This window comes from Leeuwenhoekiella sp. A2 (assembly GCF_047946655.1).
Lineage (GTDB): Bacteria > Bacteroidota > Bacteroidia > Flavobacteriales > Flavobacteriaceae > Leeuwenhoekiella.
This window is the reverse complement of the sequence record NZ_CP172311.1, coordinates 2,735,544-2,761,661: the sequence shown is the minus strand read 5'-3', so window position 1 is coordinate 2,761,661 and position 26,118 is coordinate 2,735,544. Positions and strand designations below refer to the sequence as shown.

The following is a 26,118-nucleotide window of genomic DNA, read 5'->3' as shown; positions in this document are numbered from 1 at the left end:
TAACCATAAACCGCTTAACGTGTAACCCTAAATGCAATGCCAAAAGCGATTATAGATATCACCATGCCCACCATGAAAAAGACATAGGTGAATCTTAGTATCTTATATTTTCGCGCCAGAACCGTTCCCAGAGCATACAGATCTTTAGTGAGTGAAGAATAGAGATAGGCTTTATCATTCATCACCTCATCCATCGCCCATTCAAAATCGTCAAGCTTCATTTTATGAAATTTACCAAAGAAAACGATATTCACCTTTTTATTGATAACCTCATCTTTAGTAAACGTCCCCGTGGTAATATTAGGTCGCGTGGCAATTATTGACAGGATCATAGAAACTACGCTAAAGGTGATAAAGAGAATCGTAGGATAGATCAAATAATTATTAGAGGGATTATCTAATTTTGGAATTAAATTAGACAGCGCCACAGAAATTATAATCGCATTTACAGAAAGTAAAATATTGGCTTTTCTGTCTGCAATATCGCTTAGCGCTGTATGATTGCGCAACGTGATCCTGAACAACGTATCGATACCTCGTTCTGAACGACCATTTTTATCTGTATCCTTCTTCTTTTTTTTCTTGCTTCCTTTTTCCTTGAGCTTTGAGTAATTTTTGTTGATCTCAATAACATTCAACGCTTTTTGCGCTTGCCATTTTGTAACCGCATAATGCGTATAATACTGCTGTTTTTGAGTCAAAAAAGTGAGGTTTTCCTGCTCCCAGTCTATTTCGCTATAGCTTTCAACGCCCAGCATTTGAGATTCTTCTTTTATGAGATTTGCATAATTAGAATAATTATCAAGACCTAAGTGATAATAATTAGCATCTATTAGTATTTGCTCAAGCAGGTTTTGCGGTTTATGTTCTGGTTTTGTCGCCAGAATACAAGTCTCTATTTTATGAATTTTGCTTTGCGCGAAATTTTTACGCGTTAGAAATTCTGTCGCTATTTTAGCACTTGCAGCTTCGTGATTTTTAGGATCAAGATGAAAACCTATATCATGAAACCATGCGGCAATTTCCAGAATTTCTACTTCTTCTGCGGTAACTTCTTCGGCTAAAGCAATATTTTGAACATGTTCTGCTACTTGTTGCGTATGCGTATAATTGTGGTAAACGTATGTGCCATTATAGTGAGCTGAAAAATAATTAAATACATATTCTTTCACCTCTTCCATCAATGAATTCATAATATTAGTGGGGTTTAGGTTGTAAAAATCGCCTGTAGAGCAGCTAAAATCTGACTTTGAGATATGAAAATCAGGCTCTTTTTAAGGCAGATTAAAATTACGCTTATAGCGGAAACTATTTACTGTTTTACGCATAAAAAGAAACCGGAAATTAAATCGATTTTTGCCTGATATAAGTCGGTTTTTTGAGTCTTGCACCGGTTTTTAAGAGACTTTTTCTTAAAGAAAATCCAATTTTATCACATCGTGTCTCAAGTCTATCTTTTAGTGCTACATTTAATATTGCTTAATAATAATTAAACACAGATAGTTATGCAAAAACCCAATAAACGCCTTGAAGGACAAACATGTATAGTTACCGGCGGAAGCTCTGGAATAGGCGAAGCTGTCTCCCTGGCAATGGGCGAAGATGGCGCAAATGTAGTAGTTAATTATCATTCACATAAAGAGGAAGCAGAGGAGATTGCTCACAAGATTTCTAAGAGCAATTTGGGCGGTGAAGCTATTGCTATAAAATGCGATGTGAGCAAAGAAGACGACGTTCTTAAAATGTTTAAACAGACTGTAGATCACTTTGGTACCGTAGATATCTGTGTTCCTAATGCTGGTTTACAAAAAGATTGTGCCTTACATGAGATGAGCCTTAAAGACTGGCAAACAGTTATAGATATAAATCTTACCGGCCAATTCTTATGCGTGCGGGAAGCTTTACGCGAATTTCTAAAAAGAGGTATGCGCCCAGAAGTTTCTAAATCTTTGGGCAAAATAATTCATATGAGTTCTGTACACCAGATCATACCCTGGGCAGGCCATGCAAACTATGCTGCCTCTAAAGGGGCAATAGTCATGCTTATGGAAACAATTTGCCAAGAATACGCCCCACAAAAAGTACGCTGTAACAGTATTGCGCCGGGAGCGATAAAAACGCCCATTAATCAAAACGCATGGGAAACTGAAGAAGCTCTTGAGAAACTAAATAAGCTTATACCGTACAAACGTATAGGCGTTCCTGGAGATGTAGGCAGTGCTGCCGTCTGGCTTGCTTCAGATGAATCTGAATATATTAACGGTACCACAATTTTTGTAGACGGCGGCATGACATGCTATCCCGGCTTCACCACTAATGGTTAATCTTAAAATCATATATGAGTAACAATACTGAAGAACAAAAAAGACTTGAAGAACATTATAATAAAGAAAATGACTGGCTGCAATGGGGGCCGTATTTAAGTGAAAGACAATGGGGAACGGTAAGAGAAGATTATAGCGCAAATGGCGATGCGTGGAACTATTTTACACACGACCACGCACGCAGCCGCACATACAGATGGGGAGAAGATGGTATCGCAGGAATTTCAGACAGGTATTGTAACATGTGTTTTGCCGTCACATTGTGGAATGGCAAAGATCCTATTTTAAAAGAACGCCTTTTTGGTCTTTCAGGACCGCGTGGTAATCACGGTGAAGATGTAAAAGAGTTGTATTACTATCTGGAAAATACACCCTCTCATTCTTACATGAAACATCTGTACAAGTATCCTCAAAATGAATATCCCTATGATTATCTTGTAGCTGTAAATGGTCAAAGAAATCGCACCGAACAGGAATATGAATTACTTGACACAGGAATTTTAAAAGACAACGCATATTTTGATGTGTATACCGAATATGCTAAAGCCTCTAACGACGATATTCTGGTAAAAATCACGGTGACAAATCGTAATACAGAAGCGGCAGACATTCACGTGTTACCCACTTTATGGATACGCAATTTCTGGAGTTTTAAAAAAGGACGGCAAAAACCGCTTATTAAAAAGGTCGATAAAAATGGCCAATCTTTCGTACAAATAACGCATCCATATCTGGCTGATTACAACCTATACTATGAGGATGCAGATAAATTACTTTTTACTGAGAATGAAAGCAATGACGAGCGTGTTTTTGGGCGCCCTAACGATCATCCTTATAAAAAGGATCTTTTTCATGATGCAGTGATAAATGATGATTTTTCGCTGGCAGCGAAAAAAAATGAAGGGACAAAGTTTGCTCCTCTATACAGCAGAAATATTGCGGGCAATGAGTCTGTTACGATCAGGCTTCGATTATCACAAAATGAGCAAGAGGAACCTTTTTCTGCAGATTTTGAAAATATCTTCAATGCTAGAATTTCAGAATGTGATCAATTTTACAAAGACATCATTAAAGAACGAAATACAGAATCTGCAAATATTCAAAAACAAGCTTTAGCAGGTTTATTGTGGACGAAACAGTATTATAATTATGAAGTAGAACGCTGGCTGCGCGGTGATGATGATACTTCGCCCCCACCGCCAGAGCGTTTTTCAGGACGTAATAATAACTGGAAGACACTGCGTAATCATGATATTCTTTCTATGCCAGACAAGTGGGAATATCCCTGGTATGCCGCGTGGGATTCGGCCTTTCATTGCGTTTCATTAGCGCTGGTCGATCCTGAATTTGCCAAGGAGCAATTGATCCTTTTTACACGAGAATGGTATATGGCGCCTAATGGGCAAATCCCGGCCTATGAATGGTCATTTAGTGATGTGAATCCACCGGTGCAGGCCTGGGCATCGATGCAAGTCTATAAAATTGAAAAAGAAAAAACCGGAAAAGGAGATGTAGCATTCTTAAAAAGAATGTTTAATAAACTCGCTCTTAACTTTACATGGTGGGTAAATCAGGAAGATAAGACACAGAATAATGTTTTTGAGGGCGGATTTTTAGGCCTTGATAATATTGGCGTTTTTGACCGCAGTAACGGCATTCCCGGCGATGCGCACCTTGAGCAGGTAGATGGCACATCCTGGATGGCGCTTTATTGTCTTAATCTGCTGGAGATGAGTCTTGAGATCGCGTTAGAAGATAATACGTACGAAGATATGGCTACTAAATATTTTGGCCATTTTGTCTATATCGCTGAAGCTTTAAATAAAAGAAGCATTGAGAATATTGGCACCTGGGATGATGATGAAGGTTTCTTTTACGACAAATTGGTTTTTCCAGATAAGTCATTTATCCCCATAAAAATTCGGTCTATTGTAGGTCTTTTATCGCTTACAGCTGTACTTCAGGTTAATAAAGAGAAACTTAAGCGTTTACCGGTTTTCACTAAAAGTGTAATTTGGTTTAGAAAATATAGAAAGGAAAACTTAAAATATCTGGTAATTCAGGATTTTGAAGAAGGTAACGACTTGCTGTTAACGCTTGTGCCTAAAGATCGTATGCAAATTTTAATGCGTAGCATTCTTGACGAAAATGAATTTTTAAGTCCGTTTGGCATTCGGTCATTATCAAAAATTCATACTAAGCCGTACAGTATAAAAATTGATGGTGTAGATTATACTATTAGCTATGAGCCTACAGAATCTACCACGCCGCTATTTGGTGGAAACTCTAATTGGCGTGGACCGGTGTGGATGCCTATTAATTATCTCTTTATTCAATCACTTAGGCAGTTTTACACACATTATGGTGACTCAGTTTCTTTTGAATATCCTACAGGAAGCAATAAGAAATTAAATCTAAAAGAGATCAGCGATGAATTAAGCAAAAGACTCATTGCTATTTTCTCACCAGATGAGAAGGGAGAGCGACCTGTTAATCAATTACACGCAGAAGTTTATAAGGACGATCATTTTAAAGACCTTATTCTTTTCTATGAATATTTTAGCGGTGATGATGGTCGCGGTGTAGGTGCTTCACATCAAACCGGTTGGACGGCTCTTGTTGCCAATCTTATCGATGAGACAGACTAAATATTGACCTTACTTTTTAAGATCTGGCTAAAATCTGCTCATTATGGGCAGATTTTAGCCCTTTTTCAGCGATTTTCAGCCTAAAGTATGTGATTTTTTACAGGTATTATTTACAGACGTAAATCAATATTGGTACTATTCTTTTCCTATTCTATTTTGAAAAACTCCGTTAAGGAAAATTTAGCATACATTTCTGATTTTAACACAATTACATAATTAAAATCTCGTTCTAACTCTTTTATGTTCGACCAAAAACACATAACTTTAAATATAAGAAACCTATATCGTTATGAGAGCCAATCTTAAAATACAGAACCTCCAGTCTGACGAATGCCAGCGTGTAATTGAGCGAAACCTAAGCAGGATTCTCGATATGCGTATTGTAAATGTTGATCTAAGAAAAAGAGTAATCTCAATTATCTATGACAGTCCAGAAGTTTTAGATAAGATTGTTAGGGAATTATGGAGCATAGGATTCCCTACCCTGCAAAAAGATTCTCAAATTAGTGGAGCCAAAAGTAACTTTAGCAGTTCAAAGTTGCATCAACCTGTTCTTTAATACAGGTATAGAAAAATTTTAGTAACAACCTTAAGACGACTTGTATTAAGGTTGTTTTTTTTATGTGCTTCTTTACATTTAATTTATCTCCTTCTGTTTTAAAAACTTTCATTTCTTAAGGGATTACTAATCCTCTTTGAGGTGCCAATTCTTTTCGCTTACTTTAAAAATATTATCCACTATCTCTAATTACTTAAAGCATAAAAGAGATACTATAACTAACCAAAGTATGTTGAATTTAAAAGAGCACGAGGAAATTTTTCTTGGGCTTGAAGATGATGATAGAACATTTCCCACAGCAGCATTTGAGCTTCTCAAAAAACTTAATCTGCTCACCGTTACACTTCCTTCCATTTTTGGGGGTAAATCATATGGAGAAAAGAAAAACGCTAAACTTTTAAATATCCTAAAAGAGGTAGGCAAAGCAGATCTTTCTGTAGGTCGTATTTATGAAGGTCACATTAACGCCTTACTGCTCATTGCACAGTACGGCAGTGCTCAGCAAAAACAACGCTATTTTAAAGATGCACACAATGGCAAGCTTTTTAGTGTTTGGAATACACAGCGAAAGTCTGATGGAGTTCATTTAATCCAAACCGATTCTCAAAATAAATTAGAAGGTGCAAAGATCTTTTGTTCCGGCGGACTGCATATTGACAGACCTATCATTACTGCGAAAACAAAGAAAGGCTGGCAAATGGTGGTTATTGAAACTGAAAAACATAAAGAATTAAAGGAAGACTTTTCACTATGGAAACCTCTGGGAATGCGAGCATCAGTAAGTTCAAGAATAGATTTTACAGATGTTCTTCTTGAACCTGTCAATCTCTTAGGGAATATAGACGATTATTCACAGCAACCTTCATTTACCGGTGGCGCCATACGATTTGCGGCAGTACAATTAGGAGGTGCAGAAGCTGTTGCCGAAGCTACTGTGGCGCATTTAAAAAAGCTAAAAAGAACCGAAGATCCTTACCAACAGATGCGCTTAGGCAAGATTGCCATATTACTTGAGCAAGGTCGCCTGTGGATAGAAAAATCGGGGGAAATAGCCGATAAATCGGGAGATTCTTCGGGAGATATTTTAGTAAATTATGCTAATATGATGCGTACTGCCATTCTCGATATTTGTACAGAAGTGATGCAACTAGCAGAGCGATGTGTGGGTTTAAAAGGTTTTATGCATGATCATGCCATAGAAAAATTGCATCGTGATCTCGCTACTTATCTCAAACAGCCGGGACCTGATCTGGCTCTGACAAGTGTGGGTGAATTTGTAACAAAAATAGAATGCATCAACTATGTTAGATAAAATTTTACCTCAGGATCTTTACGACGCTCCATTTTTAAATAGCTCAGGGATTGCAACAGATATAGGACCATCTATTTTTTTTGCTCCCCATCCAGATGATGAATCTTTAGGCTGCGGGGGTATGATTGCTATGTTACGGGCAGCACAAGTGCCGGTCACGGTTGTTTTTATGACGAGCGGTTCGGCATCACATCCCAACTCAAAAGAATATCCTGCCAAAAAACTGGCAAAAACAAGAGAACAAGAAGCACAGGCTGCTTGCGCTGCCTTAGGTGTTGAAGATGAGAAGGTCTTTTTTCTGCACCGGCAGGATTCTCAAATGCCTTTTCTTTTAAACAGTGAATACTCAAAGCTTAAAAGTGACATCGCAGCTATTGTTGAACAAAGTGAAAGAAATACTGTTTTTGTCCCGTGGAGACGTGACCCGCATGGGGATCACATTGCAAGTACAAAAGTTATTTTAGAAACTTTGAAAGAACATAAAATCCCGGTGCAAATAGTAGAATATCCTGTTTGGCTTTGGAAAAACGGAAAACCTCATCACTGGCCAGACGGTGATAATGTCCAGCCATTTCGTCTTAATATTAGCAGTGTAAAAAATAAAAAGGAAAAAGCAATATTCTGTCACCAGACACAAACATCAAAGTTAATCGCAGACGATCCTGAAGGTTTTATTCTTACACCAGATTTGCTCGAGCCATTTCTGGGAGATTATGAGTATTACCTGTTCTCACCGGGCGGGAATGAAAAGACGCTTACTTCAGAATATTTCAACAGATTGTATAATGATAATAACGATCCCTGGAATTTTGAAAATAGCCATTACGAGCATGAAAAGTATGAGCGATCAATTCTAGCTCTGGGCGAAAGGATTTATGAATCAACTTTTGAGATAGGGTGCTCAATTGGTGTTTTAAGTGAAAAATTAGCCCAGCGCACTAAAAAACTCCTTTCTATCGATATAAGTGGAATCCCTATAAATGCAGCAAAAGAAAGATGTGCTAAGTTAGACCACGTTTCATTTGAAGTGATGGATGTTTCAAGAAATTTTCCAAATGAAAACTTTGACCTTATCGTTATGTCTGAAGTTGGTTATTATTTGGAAAAAGAAAATCTCCTGCATGTTTTTAACGAGATAAACACACATTTGCTACCTGGCGGCAACTTTTTAATGGTACACTGGACCTCTTACGTAGGCGATTATCCACTTACAGGTAAACAGGTTCATCTGCTATTTGAGCAGTTTGCTGCCGGTAGTGAAGCCGGTTATTCCCTAAAAACTAAATACGTTCATGAGAACTATGAACTCGTTCTCTATGAGAAAAAAGCTTAAACTTTTTCGTGCTCAACGGTAATAAAATAAGTTTCAAGTTGTGCTATAGCCATAAAAATATCGATGTCGGGATAGGTAACATTCCACTTAGAACTGTTAGGAAGTGCAGATTCTAAAAATCTAACCAAAGATTGATAGCGATCATGTGTTTTATACAATTCTTTCAATTGATCATGAGGCATTTTAAGTTTATCGCAGATCTCTTTTACAAGGTTTAAATTCCCGGTTAAATAAAGCTGCTTTATTAGCTCGTAAGCAGAAAATTTCTGAAACAATTTTTCAAAACTTTCTACATTATAACTGTCTCTGCGCTCATCAAACTCAGCCCACTCCCGCAATTGATTACCAAAACCGCCGGGAACTCTTGGTGTAGTGCGAGTTGACGTAGTAACCACGGTTTGCATGCAGTGTTTCACTTTAAAACCATGCGATAAAACCAATTCATATAAGGCGATATCTTCAAGAAAACCCAACGGTGGTATACCACCTATCTTTTGATACGCATATTTTCTGATAGACAAATTAGGACCAGAATTGTGCGCATGTTTTGGCCAGGGATCGCTAAAATCAGGATAGAGTGTCGACTCTAACTTACACATCAAGTCTAGATAATGTCTGCTGGCATGCAGGTATTTTTTAGCCTTTGTATCAAGATGTGCGTCATCTACCAGAATGCGACCACAAATAAGACCATAATCTGCATCGAGATATTGATAAATTCCACTCAGAAAAAATTTATCTGCGACAGTATCTGCATCGGTAGTGACAATGAATCCATCTTTAGAAACACGGCTACAGGCAATATTCATCAAAATACGTCTGGCAACGCCTACGTTACTAATTATTTTAGAATTAGAAACCAGTACATGAAGCGGAAAATCGGGGTTTTTATGCTTAAAATCGTTGCATTTTCTTAAGGTATCATCGGTGCAATTATTACATAGCACAAGAACCTCAAAAAGATCATAATCAAAACATGCTCCACTTAAATAAAACTGCTTTTTTAAAGACTGAAGCGTACGAACAATAGTCGCCTCTTCATTTTTTGCGGGAACCGTTATTAAAATATCTTTTTTAAAATCTGTCTTTTTTTGAAAATAACCATTCCCAATAATTCGCGACAGCTGGTCAATAACATTTATATCGTCCACCGCTGTCAAAAGATTCGTTTCTTTAACTGTTCTATCATAGCTTGATTTTAGAGCATTTTCATTAGTCATATCTGCATGAATCTAAATTATATTTTAAAATCAATTTATGTAAATGTTTTGGACATATTTAACATGTGCTAATCGCTAAAGAGGGGTTTTAATAAGCTGAATTAAGTAAAATCAGTAAGCTATTAGATTTCGCTTCAAGCGAAAAATATTGTAGCTGTGCTTTATCTATTAAACGAAACCTATTTAAGTTAAATAATGATTAAACAATATAAAAACAAGTTGAATATCTCTTAAAAAAATTAGCTTTGGTCGGTTTTAATCTGCTAAATTCAGATAGAATTAAAATCCTTTATTGACTGAACAATAAAGGTATAAGCCAAAAATAAAATGAAGATCTTTCATTGCCATAATTGTTCAAATCCCGTTTATTTTGAGAATACCCATTGTGAGAAATGCCAAAGTCAATTAGGCTATCTTAGTGAGACAAATGACTTAGTTGTCCTGGAACCCAGTGAAAATGCCTGGCAAACAAAACCCGACAGCGGCAAACTGTATCAGTATTGTGAAAATCATAGTTACAATGCATGTAACTGGCTGGTAGCTTTAGAAGATATGGGTGAGGAGGGACTTTGTGAGGCATGCGACCTCAACAGGACCATACCCTATTTACAAGTTGAGCACCAACTACAGGAATGGCTTAGGCTGGAACGTGCAAAACACAGGTTGATCTACACTTTAAAAAGATTTAATCTGCCTTTGGTTTCTAAGAATGAAGATCCTGAAAATGGGCTGGCTTTTGATTTCCTGTCTGCAGATAATTTAAAAAACCCGAAAAATGGCATCAAAACCGGTCACTTTAAGGGATTAATCACTATAAATATTGCTGAGGCAGATCCTGTGCACCGTGAATATATGCGCACACAGATGGAGGAGCGATACCGCACATTATTGGGTCATTTTCGGCATGAAGTGGGTCATTATTATTGGGAGCGTTTAATTTTAACTGACGAAAAAATACTAGCAGACTTTCGCGCTGTTTTTGGCGATGAGACTCAGGATTACGGTGTAGCACTACAAAATCATTATGAGAACGGTCCACCGGCAGATTGGGCAAAAACCTTCGTTAGTAAATACGCAGCATCTCATGCCTGGGAAGACTGGGCAGAAAGCTGGTCGCACTACTTACACATAATTGATACGCTGGAAACAGCGTATGCTTTTGGATTGCAAATAGACCCCGATAATACGAAAAATTCGCCGCTTTATATGCAGGCTAATTTCGACCCTTTTGAGGAAAAGGATTTTGATAAAATCATTGGCGCCTGTTTGCCGCTTACATTTGCGGTTAACAGTTTAAATCGCAGTATGGGCCAGCCAGATCTGTATCCTTTCATTTTACCGCCCCCGGTGATTGAGAAGTTACGATTTATACATAAACTTCTAAAAGGCCAGTTTAATTGAGACTTTTCAACCTTGATTTGAAATTAATAGGCTCTTACCTTTTTACCTAGTATCAAAACTTTAAATTTACTTGAAAATTCTAAGTCTTTATGGCTAAAAAATTAAATCAACTTGAAGCTACCGCTATTTGCGGAAATGATATTAGTTCTTCTTGTCTTTACGTTTCTGCACTCGCAATTGTCTATGCCGGTCAATATGCTTGGGTGTCACTTCTAATAGTTGCCGCCGTATTGTTTTTGTTTAGACGTATTTATGGTGAGGTAGTTGGCGCACTTCCTCTTAACGGTGGCGCTTATAATGCTTTGCTCAATACTACTCAAAAATCTACTGCTTCTCTTGCCGCTGCCCTAACCGTACTTTCATATATGGCTACCGCGGTAATATCGGCAAGTGAGGCTGTAAAATATGCATATAGCATTTGGGATGTAATCCCTATTGTCCCTACAACCATAGGTCTTTTGCTATTGTTTATGGGACTTGTAATTCTGGGGATAGGTGAATCTTCTAAAGTTGCTATTGCAATATTTCTCTTTCACCTTTTATCTCTAACAATACTTTGTGGTTTCTGTATTTATTACTTTTTCACGCATGATTTTACAACATTAACAGACAATTTTAAACTTCCTGTAAATGGCAATATAGGTATGGCTCTATTCTTTGGCTTCTCTGCCGCCATGTTGGGTATAAGTGGCTTTGAAAGTTCTGCCAATTATGTAGAAGAACAAAAGTTGGGTGTTTTTCCTAAAACCTTACGCAATATGTGGATCGTGGTAAGCATTTTCAATCCGCTTATTGCTTTTCTCGCTTTGGCTCTAATTCCTATGAATGTGGTAGACAGTAATCAGGATGCCTTGTTATCTTTTTTGGGTAGTATTTCTGGCGGTAACTGGCTTTCTTTTTTAGTGGGTCTTGATGCATCTCTCGTTTTAAGTGGTGCTGTGCTTACTTCATTTGTGGGAGTGGGCGGTTTAATGGAACGTATGGCGCTAGATCGCATTTTACCAAGTGTTTTGCTGAAAAAGAATAAAAGAAACAGTTCATATCTTATTTTCATAGTATTCTTTATTCTGTGTACTTCTGTGCTTTTTGTAACCGAAGGTGACCTTGCAAAACTGGCTGGTGTTTACACCATAGCTTTCCTTTCAGTTATGGTACTTTTTGGCATAGGGAATATTCTACTTAAAATAAATCGTAAAAATTTACCTCGACCTGAACGCGCTTCATGGATTGCCTTAATAATTGCTATCGCTGCAGTTTTTGCGGCAATTATTGGCAATGTTGTTCTTAATCCACAGTACGTAACCATATTTCTGGAATATTTAATACCTACAGTAGCTGTAGTATTTTTTATGCTTTACAGGATCGCGATACTTAAATTCTTCCTGTATTTTATAAATTATATTTCGCCAGACGATAGTAATTTCTTCAAAAAGCTGAACCGCAAAACGATGAGCATACTCGCCAGAGTAAGTGGTCAGGAATTTGTTTTTTTCACTAATCATGACAATGTAGAAACCCTGAATAAGGTCATGCTGTACATGATCAAGAATGAACCTACAAGAAGACTAAAAATCGTTGCTGTAGTAGATGAAAAAACTAAAGCTACTGCAAAACTTAAATCTGATATTGAGGTTCTTGATCGTGCTTATCCCAGCATACACATTGACTATATTGAGGAGGAAGGAAAATTTGGACCCGAAAAAATTAGAGAACTTTCAAGACGCTGGAATATCCCTGTGAACTTTATGTTTATAGGCGCACCCGGTGAGCAATTTCCATATAAAGTACAGCAATTAGGCGAAGTACGATTGATCATTTAATTAGTCAAGAACAACTTCGAGAATATTTGCGGAATGCTTTCCTGCCTCATTAGAGATAAAAAGTTTGCCTTCGGGGCTGAAAGTAATTCCTTCCGGCTGGCGAAAATCATCATGATCCAGCTTATAAATGCGCTTAGGATTACCTTCTGTGTCTACAACTAACAGCTTGGGGCGCACACCTTCTAAAAGATAGGTCTCATGAGTGAGCGGGTTAATTGCTATCTCTGAAGGTCTAAATGTTTTGTACATTTTTTTCTCCTCATAATCAGCAAAAATCTTGCTTTTAAGGTCAATTTTTAAAATTGCTGTAGAGTCAATTCTGTTAGTATTTAAATTGAAGCCATATATGGTTTTGTAATTCTCATCTCCGGGATTTTCGTCTTTAGCGGCAAGTAAGAGGCGATTATTCTTCTTGTCAAGAGCCAGGCTTTCTGTGTTGTTTTTATGCGACAGTGGCGTGTCATATTCAGACACGTTTATGTTTTCCTCATTGTAATTTTCAATCTTAAAAATAGTTCCGTCACTTCTTAACGCGTAGATCGTATTGCCTTCTGCAGATAGTCCTTCAAAATCCCCTGCATCGCCAAATGGGATTTTCTTTGTAATCTTTTTATCCTTGAGATTATATATAAAAATAATGCCTTCCTCATCCTGTATGCAGGCAAGATTACCATCATCAAGCCATGTGATTCCTGATACTTCGTTTAACTCTTTTGGTAATTCCCATTTATTCTTGATATCATATTCTTTATCACCTTTATCAGAAGGATTAAATACCGTAAAATAAATACCCCCTAAAACCAGCGTTGCAGCAAATATTCCTATATATAGATATTTTAGTAATGTCATGTTATTTTCTATTTGGTATAAGAAACGTAAAACCTTCTTTTTCTTATTTAAATTATAAGTTAAAAATGTACTTACGGTGTTTCATTAACCGTTCCAAATACAGGAAAATTGTTCATTTAATTTTGCTACAAGGAAAATATCCTATAAAATGGATATTTTCCTGAAATCGTTTTTAATTTTGGCGTAAATTTGAGAACACCTTTTTTGATTTTATGGAAGAGAGATTATATGCTGTTATAGATGTAGAAACCACCGGTAATGGTATCAACGGCAATCGCATTACAGAAATCTGCATTGTGCTGCTAAAAAACGGCGAAATTCTTGAAAAATTCACCTCGCTGGTTAATCCAGAGCGATTTGTACCATCATTTATTACAGGCTTAACCGGCATCACAAATGAAATGGTAGAAGATGCGCCCAAATTTGATGAGATCGCAGATGAAGTTAGGCGCATAACCACCGGTGCCGTATTTGTAGCACACAATGTCAACTTTGATTATAATGTCATACGCAATGAGTTTAAAAATATAGGACAAGACTTTACTCGCAAGAAATTGTGTACTGTAAGATTATCGCGAAAGCTAATTCCCGGTTTATATTCTTATAGTCTTGGTCGCTTATGCGAAACTTTAAAAATCAAATTAAATGACAGACACCGTGCAGAAGGAGACACAGACGCTACTGTTATTTTATTTCAGAAAATACTCAACTTGGAAAATGGTCTTTCTACGATAAACGGTTTTCTAAATGCCAGATCAAAAGAAGCTACGCTACCACCTCATCTCACCGCAGATAATATTAACCAACTCCCAGAAGCGACGGGAATCTATTTATTTCGTGATAAAAAAGGAAAGATAATTTATGCCGGTAAAGCGATCAATATCAAGCAACGGGTAATTAGTCATTTTTATGATAAAAAAAACACCGAATATTTACTTGGTCAGGAAACACATTCTATTGACTACGAAGTTACGGGCAGTGAACTTATAGCCCTGCTCCTTGAAGCAGAAAAAATTGCACAGAATTACCCAAGGTTTAATAAAGCGCAGAAGAAAACGCCACAGCCTTACAGTATTGTTTCTTATGTAAATCAAAAAGGAATAATTCAGCTCGCTCTTACCCGAGGTAAAAATATTTACAATGTGCATGATTATTTTTTCACCCGAGCTAAGGGTATTGAAAAGCTGGAAGAACTATGTCTGGAATATAATTTGTGTCCACGCTTTTGTGGTCTGCAAACCAGTACGGCACATTGCTCACATTATAAAATCACAAGTTGTAAAGGTGTATGCGTGGGTGAAGAAAGCACAACGCTTTATAATTTTAGAGTAAAACAAGCCTGTGATTCACTTTTTAATGCAAAGATGGATTATGTCATAAAGCATAAGGGCAGAACAGAAGATGAGCATGCATTTATCTTAATTAGCGATGGCTGCTATCAGGGGTATGGATACATTAGTCAGGAAGAACAAATAACGTCTGTTGATCATCTTGATAGTTTTCTTGTTAGACAAAAACATACTTATCATACAGATAAAATAATTCGTAGTTACATCAGGCAAAAAAGTGAGCACCCCATCATCAATCTTGAACCTCAGCGGTCTTCTATACTAGAAAAGGTGAGCTTTATGTAGCTCACCTTTGTCTCTAAATCTTTATATTTTAATAAAAATTAATCCTGCATAATAGCTTCCTGCTCTAGTGACTTTTCTACTTTAACAACCACAGATTTGCTTATAGGCGTATTGCTATAATCTGCATTGTGATTGTAAGGAACAAGGACGTTTGTCTCGGGATAATAAGCTGCTATATTTCCCACAGGGATATTATAAGGAATCACAAGAAATTTGAAAGCTTTGCGTTCTTGCCCGTCATAATTACTCATCATATGAATCACATCAAGCTTTTTAAGACCATGTTTCTTCATATCTGCTTCATTCATAAATACTACGCGTCTTTCATTATACACTCCTCTATACCTATCGTTTAAACCATAAATAGTTGTATTAAATTGATCGTGAGAGCGTATTGTCATAAGCAGCAACTCATCTTCTGTCAACTTATGATTGGGTAAGCCATTTACACAAAATTGGGCCCTGCCGTTTGGCATCATGCTAAAATCAAGATTCCTCACATTGTTAGGCAAATAATAACCTACACCTTCAGAATCGAGACTGGTATCTGTAAAACCCGCCGAAACCAGATCGATTTTAGATCGTATAAGGTCATAATCCTGACACAAATTTTTCCAGTCTACAGGATGATTTCCCTTATAATAAGCTTCTGCCATCCCTCCTACTATTTCGGTCTCACTTTTTAGCACGTTAGACGCCGGCTTAAAAATACCTTTAGACCTTCTTATCTGGCCCATGCTATTTTCAATGGTATTATATCTGTTGTTCCCTTTGTTGTCAATATCCTTTTCTGAACGCCCAAGTGTAGGCAGAATTAAAGCCGTTTTTCCTGTTATTAAGTGGCTTCTGTTAAGTTTTGTACTTATTTGAACAGTTAGATCGCAGTTTTGCATAGCTTCTGCCGTGTATTCTGTATCTGAAGCGGCCATAACAAAGTTTCCGCCAAGAGAAACAAATACCTTTACTTTACCATCGTGCATAGCAGGTATAGCTTTCATAACGTCATATCCCTCTTCATCTGAAGGCTCAAAACCAAAAACATCTTTAATTTTTTGATTGACCTCTTCATCTATATAATGCATTATACCCACGCTTCGGTCTCCCTGCACATTGCTATGACCGCGTACAGGACATGTACCTGCACCGGTTTTACCCATACTTCCTTTAAGCATTAATAAATTGACATACTCCTTAATTGTGGCAACACCGTTTTTGTGTTGGGTGAGACCCATTGCCCAGCAAATAATTATTCTGGATTTTTTAGCTAAAAGCCCTACAACCTGATTTATAAGATCTTCACTTACCCCACACATATCAAGAAGCTCACGCTCAGAATAAACGTCAAGATCTGCCAGAACCTTTTCATAACCTTCGGTATATGTCTTTATAAACTCATGGTCAAAAACCGAATGATCTTTTTTGTCTAGCGTAGCCAATTTTTTCATAATTAGCTTTACAAGCGGAATATCCTGATTTATTCTCACTTGCAAATGCACATCTGCCATACGCTCGCCAGAACCTACCCAGCCACTTACTTCCTGCGGATTCTTAAAACGTACCAAACCCGCCTCTTCTAACGGATTTATAGCAACTATCTTACCGCCGTTTTGTTTACACTTCTCCAGAGCAGACATCATTCTGGGATGATTTGTTCCCGGGTTCTGCCCTGCAATTATGATTACTTCTGCATCATCAAAATCTTCCAGCTTAACAGATCCCTTGCCTATTCCTAACATATCTACTAAAGCTTTACCGCTGGATTCATGGCACATATTAGAACAATCTGGCATATTGTTACTGCCCATTGCCCGCACAAAAAGACCATACATAAAAGCCGCCTCGTTACTTGATCTCCCTGAAGTATAAAAAACACCTTCCTGCGGGGAGTTCATTTTGTGTAACTCATCTGCAATAAGTTGATAGGCATCATCCCAGCTTATGGGCTCATAAAAAATACTATCTGGTCGCAGCACCATTGGCTCTGTTAACCTTCCGCTTTTTCCTATTTTATAATCTGACCAACTTGATAATTCTTCTACAGAATATTTAGCAAAAAAATCACGCTCTACGCGGTAATTAGTAGCTTCTTCAGAAAGTGCTTTCCCGCCGTTCTCACAATATTCTGCTATTTTAGAAGGATGTTTAGGATCTGGCCATGCGCAACTCATACAGGCAAAACCCTCTTGTTGATTTAATTTTGCGAGTCCTTTAAATGATTTTAAAACACCCATTTCTTTAAATGTATGTTTTAAAGTAGCCTGTACCGCTGGCACACCGGCAGCATAATCCATAGGTTCCTCTACTCGTATTCCGGAAAAATCCTGAGGAATACGAAAAGAGACATTTCTTTTTATTTTTTCCATTGTAATTTTATTTAGAACCGGGTCTGGCTAATTTTTAGCCTGTAGAAGCGATTTTGATCCGGTTAGGACTGATTTTTAATTTCACCTGAATTTAAAATTTAGTTTTTAATCAGCCGGATGACTTTTACGATTTTGTATATTCTTTAACAGCCTTAAAACTCAATTTTTAGGCCCTTCCTGTTAAATTAAGTTAAACTGAAAAAAAGTGACCGGGCTTTGTTGAATTTTGCCAAAAATTTATAAAATGAACGATATAAAAGCATACGGGGCAACTTCTGCAACTGCAGAGTTAAAGCCTCTTGATATTAAAAGAAGATCACTCACTGCAGACGATGTAGAAATTGACATTACTTACTGCGGTGTTTGCCATAGCGATATTCATATCATTCGCAATGACTGGAAGAATTCTCAATATCCTGTTGTACCGGGTCACGAGATAGTAGGCCGCGTTACTAAAGTTGGCGCCAATGTCTCTAAATTTAAAGAAGGTGATCTTGTGGGTGTAGGTTGCCTTGTAGATTCATGTCAGGAATGTGAATCGTGTAAAGAAGATCTTGAACAGTATTGTGAAAACGGAGCTACATTCACTTACAACGGAGCAGATAAACATTTAGGCGGCCATACCTTTGGCGGGTATTCTGAAAAAGTTGTAGTAGATAAAAATTTCGTTTTAAGTATCCCAGAAAATATTGACGAAAAAGCAGCGGCACCTTTGCTTTGTGCAGGTATAACCACCTGGTCTCCTCTACGTCATTGGGATGTAAAGAAAGGCGATAAAGTAGGCGTCATAGGTCTGGGTGGTCTAGGCCATATGGGTATTAAATTTGCTCACGCTATGGGCGCGCATACCGTAATGATCACCACCTCACCAGAGAAATCTAAAGATGCTGAAGAACTAGGTGCAGACGAAGTCCTAATTTTTAAAGATGCTGATGCAATGGCAAAACATGCCGGTTCTTTTGACTTTCTTCTTAACACAATTCCCGTAGGTCACGAGATGGATCCTTATATCGCTTTACTTAAAAGAGATGCAACAATGGTTTTAGTAGGTGCTATTGAGCCCCTTAAACCATTTCATGGTGGCGCTGTTGTTATGGGCCGTAAAAGAATTGCGGGATCTATGATAGGTGGACTAAAAGAAACTCAGGAAATGCTTGACTTCTGTGGAGAACATAATATAGTTTCTGATATCGAACTTATCAATATGCAGGATATTAATGAAGCGTACGAACGGGTTATTAAAGCAGATGTGAAATACAGATTTGTGATCGACATGAAATCATTGAAAGAGAGCTAGTTAATTTCGTACAAGCAATATTTACCTAAAGGAGCTCATTGAGCTCCTTTTTTTTTATGCTCAACGGCAGCGCAAACGATGTACGTTAAAATATATCAAAAACAAATTCAAACAAACGTTTAATTTAAACAATCGTTTAATTTTGTGTATGATTTAGAAAATGAAATGGATTTAAACGATAAACAAATACAAATTTTAGAGGTTGCCGAGAAGCTTTTTGCAGAAAATGGTTTTGATGGTACATCTGTGCGTCACATTGCAAAAGAAGCCGATGTAAACGTGGCGATGATCTCTTATTATTTTGGCTCTAAAGAGAAATTGCTGGGCACATTGATGATTTATAGAGCATCTCATTTTAGGATACAAGCAGAATCTGTTCTTACCGAAGAGATGAGCTATCTTGATCGTATTGATGCTTTAATAGAATTTGCCATTAAGCGCATTCACAGCAATCGCAGGATGTACAAGATTATTCACTTTGAATATTCTAATGTTTCCAGACAGATAGATTTTGATAATTACCTCGACCAGAAACTAGAGAATTACAAACTCATAGAAAATTTTGTGAAAGATGGGCAACGAGCCGGTGTTTTTAGTAAAACCGTAGATATCCCGCTTATTTTCCCCACAATTCTGGGTACATATTTCAACTTCTACTACAACAAATCCTTTTTTCAAAGAATGCACGGCCTTGATAATATCACCTCTTTTGATGATTTTGTCTACAAAAAACTAACTCCACATATACAAAAAACCATTAAAGCCTTATTAACTTATGAAATATAGATTCCTTCTGTTAGTTCTGCTTGTATTTTTTGGCTTAAGCCAAACATACGCCCAGCAGGTTACAGAATTAACCCTTAAACAAGCGGTAGATCTTGCACTCACAAATAGCGATGATTCTAAAATTGCTGATGCGAAAGTGAATACTGCCATGGGTGAACTTAACGTCACCAAAAACAACCAATATCCTGATTTTGACATATCAGGACAATATTTGTATTTAACTAATGCCGATGTAAATCTGCAAATATCTACAACTGAAAGCGATCCTGATCCTGATGAAGCCAGTGATGCCGGCACACCTAATGTAGACCAATTATTGCTGGGTCAGGCAACCGTTTCTATGCCTTTATTTTCGGGTTTTAAGCTCAAAAACCTACTAAAAGCGGGTGAAAATCAGTATAAAGCGGCAATTTCTTCGGCTAAAAATGACAAAGAACAACTGGCTTTACAAACGATTAGCACCTATATAAATCTTTATAAAGCTAATAAAACTGTAGAACTGGTAACCGAAAATCTCAAAAGCACAGAGCAGCGCGTAAAAGATTTTCAGGCAATGGAAGAGAATGGTCTTCTAGCTCGTAACGATCTTTTAAAAGCTCAACTACAACAATCTAATGTTGCTCTTACTTTACAGGAAGCCATTAAAAATCGCAATATTCTAAACTACAGACTTACCGTATTTCTAAAATTGCCGGCAGGATCGCAAATTAATCCCAGTGATGCGAGTTTTGGCCCTGCGCCAGAAATGTTAGAAAATGAGATCACAAGAAGCGATCTTGATGCCTTACAATATCAGGAAGAGGCTGCTCAAAACCAGATCAAAGTAGCACAGAGTAAATTTTATCCTTCGCTGGCTCTTACCGGGGGGTACATCGCGCTTGATCTGCATAATGCACTCACTGTAAAAAATGCAATGAATGTAGGTGTAGGTCTGTCATACAATCTTGCAGATATATTTAAAGCTAAAAACGATGTAAAAGTTGCCCAAAGTCGGGCAGAAGAATTGAAGTTTAACGTAGATAAAGTTTCAGACCAGATTAAAGTACAAGTCGAGAACAAACGTCAGGACTATCAATTAGAACTGAAGAAATTTGAGGTTTACACCAAATCTGAAGAGCAGGCAGCAGAAAATTACAGGATCGTTAAAGATAAGTACGACAACGGTCTGGTAGACACAAATGACCTGCTTGAAGCAGATGTACAACAACTTCAGGCAAAAATAAACCTAACGTATTCGCAGGCAGATATTACGCAAAAATATTTCGAACTACTTACAGCCAAAGGGCAATTAACCGATCAATTTATACAATAACTACTCATTTTATCAAAAATGGAACAGAAGAAAAAAACAAATAAAAAGTTCATAATCATAATTTCAGCCATTGTATTAATAGGTCTGGTTTATGGTACTTATAAGATCATACATTCTTTGGGACATGAAGAAACAGATGATGCGCAGATAGAAGCAAATATGAATTCTATCATACCACACGTAGGTGGTTATGTTGAGAAAGTATATGTTAACGACAATCAATTTGTAAAGAAGGGAGATACCCTGTTTACAATTGATAAGCGAGATTATCTGGTAAATCTTGAGCAGGCACAAGCAGGACTTGCAGCAGCTCAAAGTCAGTTAGGAGTGGCACAGGCAAGTATTGGTTCTTACCAGGCCAATGCAGCAGCTTCCAGCGCTCAGGTTAAATCTGCAAGCGGCAATATAGAAACAGCGAAGATTAGATTACGCAGAGCAACAGATGATTTTAAAAGGTATGAGAACCTCTATAGCAATCACTCTATCACCACACAGCAATATGAGCAGGCGCTGGCCGCAAAGCAGGAAGCAGAAGCTCAGGTTCAGATTCTTCAAAATCAGCAAAAAGCATCTTCAAGTCAAAGCAGAGCTGCTTTTTCACAAACAGATATTTCTGAAAAACAAGTAACTGTAGCAGAAGCAAATATAAAAAGCGCTCAGGCTAAAGTTGATGCTGCTCAATTAAATATTGATTACACGACAGTAACCGCACCCATAGATGGTCAACTTTCTAGTGTAGACTTACAAGCCGGTCAATATGTTCAACCTGGTCAGGCTCTTTTTTATCTTGTAAATACAGCAGACAAATGGGTGATCGCAAATTTTAAAGAAACCCAGCTTGAGAAAATGAAAGTGGGTCAGGTAGTGAGTGTAGAAGTAGATGCGTACCCGGGTGAAGAATTCTTAGGAAAGATTTCAAACTTCTCTCCTGCTACGGGTGCACGTTTTTCTTTACTGCCTCCAGATAACGCAACAGGAAACTTCGTAAAGACCATTCAGCGACTACCAGTGAAAATTGATTTCACAGAAGAAAATAACACTGATGAATTGAAAAAGTTACGCTCAGGAATGAATGTAACCGTTGATGTACACCTAAAATAATATGCAGGACGAAGAAAACGACTTAGTAGAATACGGGTTTAGACGTGTAATTATTACTGTTACCGCTATACTCTGTGCTTTACTTGAGATCATAGATACGACCATTGTTAACGTTGCTCTAAACGACATGCGTGGTAGTCTGGGAGCAACTCTTAATGATATTGCCTGGGTAATTACAGCATACGCGATTGCTAACGTTATAATCATCCCCATGACAAGTTGGTTATCTAAACAATTTGGGCGTCGTAATTACTTTGCAGCTTCTATTATTATATTCACGGTTTCTTCATTTTTATGCGGAAACGCCACTAATATATGGGAACTCGTCGTATTTAGATTCATACAAGGTATGGGTGGAGGTGCTTTGCTCGTAACCGCACAAACTATTATCACAGAAAGTTATCCGGTTGCAAAACGTGGTATGGCACAGGCTATTTATGGTATGGGGATTATAGTTGGTCCTACTTTGGGACCACCGTTGGGAGGTTATTTAGTAGACAATTTCTCATGGCCCTATATTTTCTATATCAATATACCTTTAGGAATTATCGCTACTATTTTCACGATAATGTTTGTTAAGAGTCCTAAATACGGTGATAAATTAAAAGCAAGTCAGGTAGACTGGTGGGGGATAATTTTGCTTACTGTTTTCATTGGCTCACTTCAATTTGTCCTTGAACATGGCCAGCAGGATGATTGGTTTCAGGATATTACAATTGTCGTGTTAAGTATCGCTTCATTTTTTGGATTGATCTTATTTATCTGGCGTGAACTGGTGTACGAGCATCCCATTGTTAACCTGAGAGTGCTGAGAGATAGCAATCTAAAAGTAGGGACGCTTATGACATTCATTATGGGTTTTGGTATTTATGGTACAACTTTTATAATACCTATTTATACCCAGGCAATTTTAGGATGGACGGCTACAGATGCTGGTTTGCTATTAATACCAAGCTCAATTACAATAGCATTTATGATGCCTATTATTGGGAAAATGCTAGAACGTGGAGTGTCGCAAAAATATATGGTGGCAACAGGTTTCTCACTATTCTTCATCTTTTGCCTATGGATGCATAATATAATGACGCCTGATACGGGAGGTGAACATATGTTCTGGCCTCTTGTGGTACGTGGTTTAGGATTAGGATTGTTATTTGTACCTATTACCACCCTTGCCCTTTCTTCATTAAAAGGGAAAGATATTGGTGAGGGAGCCGCATTTACCGGTATGATGAGACAATTAGGAGGTTCTTTTGGTATTGCTATTATAACAACAATGATTTCACGGTTAAATCAGCAGCATCGTGTTGATCTTATACCTAATTTAAGCGCAGTAAATGCTAATGTTCAACAGCGAATTCAAGGGCTACAGCAGATGTTCATAAGTAAAGGCTTTAGTGCAAACGAGGCGTTAGCACGAGCTTATCAAATTCTTGAGGGTACTATTACAAAACAGACAACAGTACTTTCTTATATGGAGATCTTTCTGTATCTGGGTATCATGTTTTTACTATGTGTGCCCTTTGTACTGCTAATACGTAAAGGTGCAGGTAAAGTTGATACTTCAGCGGTGCATTAAATCAGCTTAAATTTATTTCGCTTAAAGCGAAATATTATCATCTTAATAATCAACAGGCTAAAGACCATTTCGTTTTTAGCCTGTTTTTGTATTTATAATATTTAGTATCTTTTCAAGTAAACCATCTTTTTTGTTTAATTATTTTTTCATCTTATTAAACAAAATAGTAAATTTGAATACTTAATGAGACCAATTAATCTATTACATGAACGCCGTTAAAACCCAATTCAGCATTAAAGATCTGGAAAGTTTGGGTGGCGTAAAAGCACATACCATTCGCATCTGGGAGAAACGCTATAACTTGCTAAACCCAGAACGCACGCCAACTAACATACGTACGTATACTTTAAAAGACCTTCAGAAATTATTGAATGTTACTTTTCTTCTTGAGAATAAGTATAAGATTTCTAAGGTGGCAAAACATTCTTCTAAAGAAATTGCAGAGATCGTTGCAGATCTTGTTTCTAAAAATAATCTCTCAGATAATCACGCGATCAACTCTTTAAAAATTGCGATGATGAATTTTGATCAGCAATTATTTGCAAGAACCTATGAATCGCTTTCTACAGTTTTAAGCTTTCGCGAAATATTTGTGCAAGCTTTTGTACCTTTACTCAATGAGTTGGGTTTACTCTGGCAAACAGATACTATAAATCCTGCTCATGAGCATTTTATTACCAACCTTATCAAACAGAAAATACTGCTAAAAATAGAGCAGTATCAACTGGATCATTCTCCAACCAAAAGCAAAACCTTTGTACTTTTTCTGCCCGAAAATGAATTACATGAACTCGGGCTCATGTATCTTAATTATGAGATAATAACATCTGGATATAAGTGCATTTATTTAGGCCAAAGCATACAGCTGGACAGCTTAAAATATCTGCTCACAAACCAGACAAACCTGCATTTTGTATCCTATTTTACGGTAAAACCTGAAGACCAGACCGTAAAGGATTACGTAAGTGATTTTAACAGGGAATTATCGAGTAGCAAGATTCCATTTTACATCCTGGGCAAACGGGCGCAGCAGGTTGATCAAAGTGAATTGCCCGATAATGTCGAGATCTTTCACACTATAAAAGATTTTGCAAAAGTGCTTTAAGGAAAAGAATTAAATGAATAAAAAGATTTTGGTGTTGGGTTCAGGTTTTTCATCATTGGCAGCAGCTTGCTATCTGGCTCAAATGGGCAACGAGGTTCATATTTATGAAAAGAATAAAACCATAGGTGGTCGTGCGCGACAATTAAAACGAGACGGTTTTACTTTTGATATGGGTCCCACCTGGTACTGGATGCCAGACGTTTTTGAGCGATTTTTTGCCGATTTTCATAAGAAACCAACCGATTTTTACACCCTCGAAAAACTCAATCCTGCATACAGTGTTTACTTTGATACGAATGAATACATCTCAATAGAAGATACTCTTGAAAAGATAAAAGCAGCTTTTGAAAAGGAAGAACCGGGAAGTTCTGTAAAGCTTCAAAAATTTATAGATGAGGCTAAAAACAATTATGACGTTGCAATAAAAGATTTGGTCTACAGACCAGGCGTTTCTCCGCTTGAGTTAGTCACACCGGTTACCATTAAAAAAATTGGTTCCTTTTTTAGCACCATTAGTAAAGAAGTGCGTAAATCATTCAAGAATCCCAGATTAGTTCAAATTCTGGAATTTCCTGTGCTTTTTCTAGGAGCTAAACCCAGCGATACTCCGGCATTTTATAGTTTTATGAATTATGCCGATTTTGGTATAGGTACTTTTCATCCCAAAACAGGAATGTATGCCGTGATAAATGCAATGGAAACTTTAGCTAAAGGTCTTGGCATTACAATACATACCGATAAAGAGGTTACACGCATACGTACTAAACATAACAATGCTGAAGGAATCGAGATTGACGGCAAGGTTGTAGAAGGAGATATAATTTTAAGTGGTGCAGATTATCATCACACCGAAAAGCTTCTTCCACAAAACCTTAGACAATACTCAGAAAAATTTTGGGAAGCCAAAACTTTTGCTCCTTCTGCCCTGCTTTTCTATGTAGGTTTTGATAAGAAACTAAAAAATGTAAATCACCACACTTTGTTTTTTGATGTTGATTTTGAAAAACACGCCCGCGAGATTTACGATGAACCAGAGTGGCCGCAAGAACCGCTTTTCTATGCCAGTTTCCCTTCAAAAACTGATGAAAGTGTAGCTCCGGAAGGACAGGAAGCAGGTATTTTTCTTGTTCCTATCGCAGCGGGACTTCATGATACTAGCGAAATGCGCGAGCAATATTTTGATCTAATTATGGATCGCTTTGAAAAGCTAACCGGACAAACAGCTAAAAAAAATATTATATTTAAAGAATCATTTTGTGTCAATGACTTTGTTGAAGACTACAATTCATACAAAGGTAATGCCTACGGAATGGCTAACACACTCTTGCAAACAGCGTTCTTAAGACCTAAATTAAAAAGTAAGAAAGTAAAGAACTTGTATTTTACAGGTCAACTTACCGTACCCGGGCCCGGCGTACCACCTGCTTTAATTTCAGGGAAGCTAGCCGCAGGATTGATCGCTAAACATCATTAAG

Annotated in this window: 19 protein-coding genes; 15 read left to right on the top strand and 4 right to left on the bottom strand. The window is 37.4% G+C overall.

All coding sequences use genetic code 11. From position 1 onward, the window contains the following. Positions 1-14: 14 nt before the first annotated feature. The gene (locus ACH3PA_RS12145; RefSeq protein WP_416443839.1) at positions 15-1,193 is read right to left on the bottom strand and encodes a Pycsar system effector family protein; all 1,179 of its coding nucleotides are present in this window, start codon (positions 1,191-1,193) and stop codon (positions 15-17) included. Between the two features lie 312 nt (positions 1,194-1,505). Here ACH3PA_RS12145 and ACH3PA_RS12140 point away from each other — a divergent pair, with 312 nt between their 5' ends. The 5 genes from ACH3PA_RS12140 to ACH3PA_RS12120 all read left to right on the top strand — a co-directional run bounded on the left by ACH3PA_RS12140 (position 1,506) and on the right by ACH3PA_RS12120 (position 8,176). Continuing rightward, positions 1,506-2,324: an SDR family oxidoreductase gene (locus ACH3PA_RS12140; protein ID WP_416443841.1), complete on the top strand. Its 819-nt coding sequence runs from the start codon at positions 1,506-1,508 to the stop codon at positions 2,322-2,324. 14 nt (positions 2,325-2,338) lie between these two features. Further along, a complete protein-coding gene (locus ACH3PA_RS12135) occupies positions 2,339-4,972 on the top strand; it encodes an MGH1-like glycoside hydrolase domain-containing protein (protein WP_416443843.1) in 2,634 nt (877 codons plus the stop codon). Positions 4,973-5,261: 289 nt separating this feature from the next. Beyond that, positions 5,262-5,531, top strand: a complete 270-nt coding sequence (locus ACH3PA_RS12130) for a hypothetical protein (protein ID WP_416443845.1) — start codon at positions 5,262-5,264, stop codon at positions 5,529-5,531. A 229-nt stretch (positions 5,532-5,760) separates the two neighbouring features. Beyond that, the gene (locus ACH3PA_RS12125) at positions 5,761-6,843 is read left to right on the top strand and encodes an acyl-CoA dehydrogenase family protein (protein ID WP_416443847.1); all 1,083 of its coding nucleotides are present in this window, start codon (positions 5,761-5,763) and stop codon (positions 6,841-6,843) included. Beyond that, positions 6,833-8,176 (top strand): bifunctional PIG-L family deacetylase/class I SAM-dependent methyltransferase, encoded by a 1,344-nt coding sequence (locus ACH3PA_RS12120; protein ID WP_416443849.1) that lies wholly within the window; start codon positions 6,833-6,835, stop codon positions 8,174-8,176. The genes ACH3PA_RS12125 and ACH3PA_RS12120 overlap by 11 nt, the downstream gene beginning before the upstream one ends. On the opposite strand, the gene ACH3PA_RS12115 is transcribed toward ACH3PA_RS12120, so the two are convergent. Next, a complete protein-coding gene (locus ACH3PA_RS12115) occupies positions 8,173-9,396 on the bottom strand; it encodes a glycosyltransferase (protein ID WP_416443851.1) in 1,224 nt (407 codons plus the stop codon). The two genes, ACH3PA_RS12120 and ACH3PA_RS12115, sit on opposite strands and share 4 nt — an antisense overlap. 327 nt (positions 9,397-9,723) lie before the next feature. Between ACH3PA_RS12115 and ACH3PA_RS12110 the strand changes: the two genes are divergently transcribed. Further along, a complete protein-coding gene (locus tag ACH3PA_RS12110) occupies positions 9,724-10,797 on the top strand; it encodes a zinc-binding metallopeptidase family protein (protein WP_416443853.1) in 1,074 nt (357 codons plus the stop codon). Positions 10,798-10,886: 89 nt separating this feature from the next. Continuing rightward, on the top strand, positions 10,887-12,617 hold the full coding sequence (locus ACH3PA_RS12105) for an APC family permease (protein WP_416443855.1): 1,731 nt from the start codon (positions 10,887-10,889) through the stop codon (positions 12,615-12,617). Here the strand turns inward: ACH3PA_RS12105 and ACH3PA_RS12100 are convergent, their stop codons facing one another. Then, entirely contained in the window at positions 12,618-13,466 is an 849-nt protein-coding gene (locus ACH3PA_RS12100; protein ID WP_416443857.1) for an SdiA-regulated domain-containing protein, read from the bottom strand. A 212-nt stretch (positions 13,467-13,678) separates the two neighbouring features. Between ACH3PA_RS12100 and ACH3PA_RS12095 the strand changes: the two genes are divergently transcribed. Continuing rightward, positions 13,679-15,100, top strand: a complete 1,422-nt coding sequence (locus ACH3PA_RS12095) for an exonuclease domain-containing protein (protein WP_416443859.1) — start codon at positions 13,679-13,681, stop codon at positions 15,098-15,100. Between the two features lie 38 nt (positions 15,101-15,138). On the opposite strand, the gene ACH3PA_RS12090 is transcribed toward ACH3PA_RS12095, so the two are convergent. Further along, positions 15,139-17,463 (bottom strand): FdhF/YdeP family oxidoreductase, encoded by a 2,325-nt coding sequence (locus ACH3PA_RS12090; RefSeq protein WP_416443861.1) that lies wholly within the window; start codon positions 17,461-17,463, stop codon positions 15,139-15,141. Positions 17,464-17,707: 244 nt separating this feature from the next. Here ACH3PA_RS12090 and ACH3PA_RS12085 point away from each other — a divergent pair, with 244 nt between their 5' ends. The 7 genes from ACH3PA_RS12085 to ACH3PA_RS12055 all read left to right on the top strand — a co-directional run bounded on the left by ACH3PA_RS12085 (position 17,708) and on the right by ACH3PA_RS12055 (position 26,117). Then, positions 17,708-18,760, top strand: coding sequence for an NAD(P)-dependent alcohol dehydrogenase (locus ACH3PA_RS12085; RefSeq protein ID WP_416443863.1), 1,053 nt, complete (start codon positions 17,708-17,710; stop codon positions 18,758-18,760). 165 nt (positions 18,761-18,925) lie between these two features. After that, on the top strand, positions 18,926-19,546 hold the full coding sequence (locus ACH3PA_RS12080) for a TetR family transcriptional regulator (protein WP_416448205.1): 621 nt from the start codon (positions 18,926-18,928) through the stop codon (positions 19,544-19,546). Continuing rightward, positions 19,536-20,858, top strand: a complete 1,323-nt coding sequence (locus tag ACH3PA_RS12075) for a TolC family protein (protein ID WP_416443867.1) — start codon at positions 19,536-19,538, stop codon at positions 20,856-20,858. Before ACH3PA_RS12080 ends, ACH3PA_RS12075 begins: the two co-directional genes overlap by 11 nt. 18 nt (positions 20,859-20,876) lie before the next feature. Beyond that, positions 20,877-21,959 (top strand): HlyD family secretion protein, encoded by a 1,083-nt coding sequence (locus ACH3PA_RS12070; RefSeq protein ID WP_416443869.1) that lies wholly within the window; start codon positions 20,877-20,879, stop codon positions 21,957-21,959. 1 nt (position 21,960) lies between these two features. Next, positions 21,961-23,538, top strand: coding sequence for an MDR family MFS transporter (locus tag ACH3PA_RS12065; RefSeq protein ID WP_416443871.1), 1,578 nt, complete (start codon positions 21,961-21,963; stop codon positions 23,536-23,538). 205 nt (positions 23,539-23,743) lie between these two features. After that, a complete protein-coding gene (locus tag ACH3PA_RS12060; protein ID WP_416443873.1) occupies positions 23,744-24,643 on the top strand; it encodes a MerR family transcriptional regulator in 900 nt (299 codons plus the stop codon). A gap of 13 nt (positions 24,644-24,656) precedes the next feature. After that, positions 24,657-26,117 carry a phytoene desaturase family protein gene (locus tag ACH3PA_RS12055; protein WP_416448204.1) on the top strand — a complete coding sequence of 487 codons (1,461 nt, stop codon included), beginning with the start codon at positions 24,657-24,659 and terminating at the stop codon, positions 26,115-26,117. Position 26,118 lies beyond the last annotated feature (1 nt).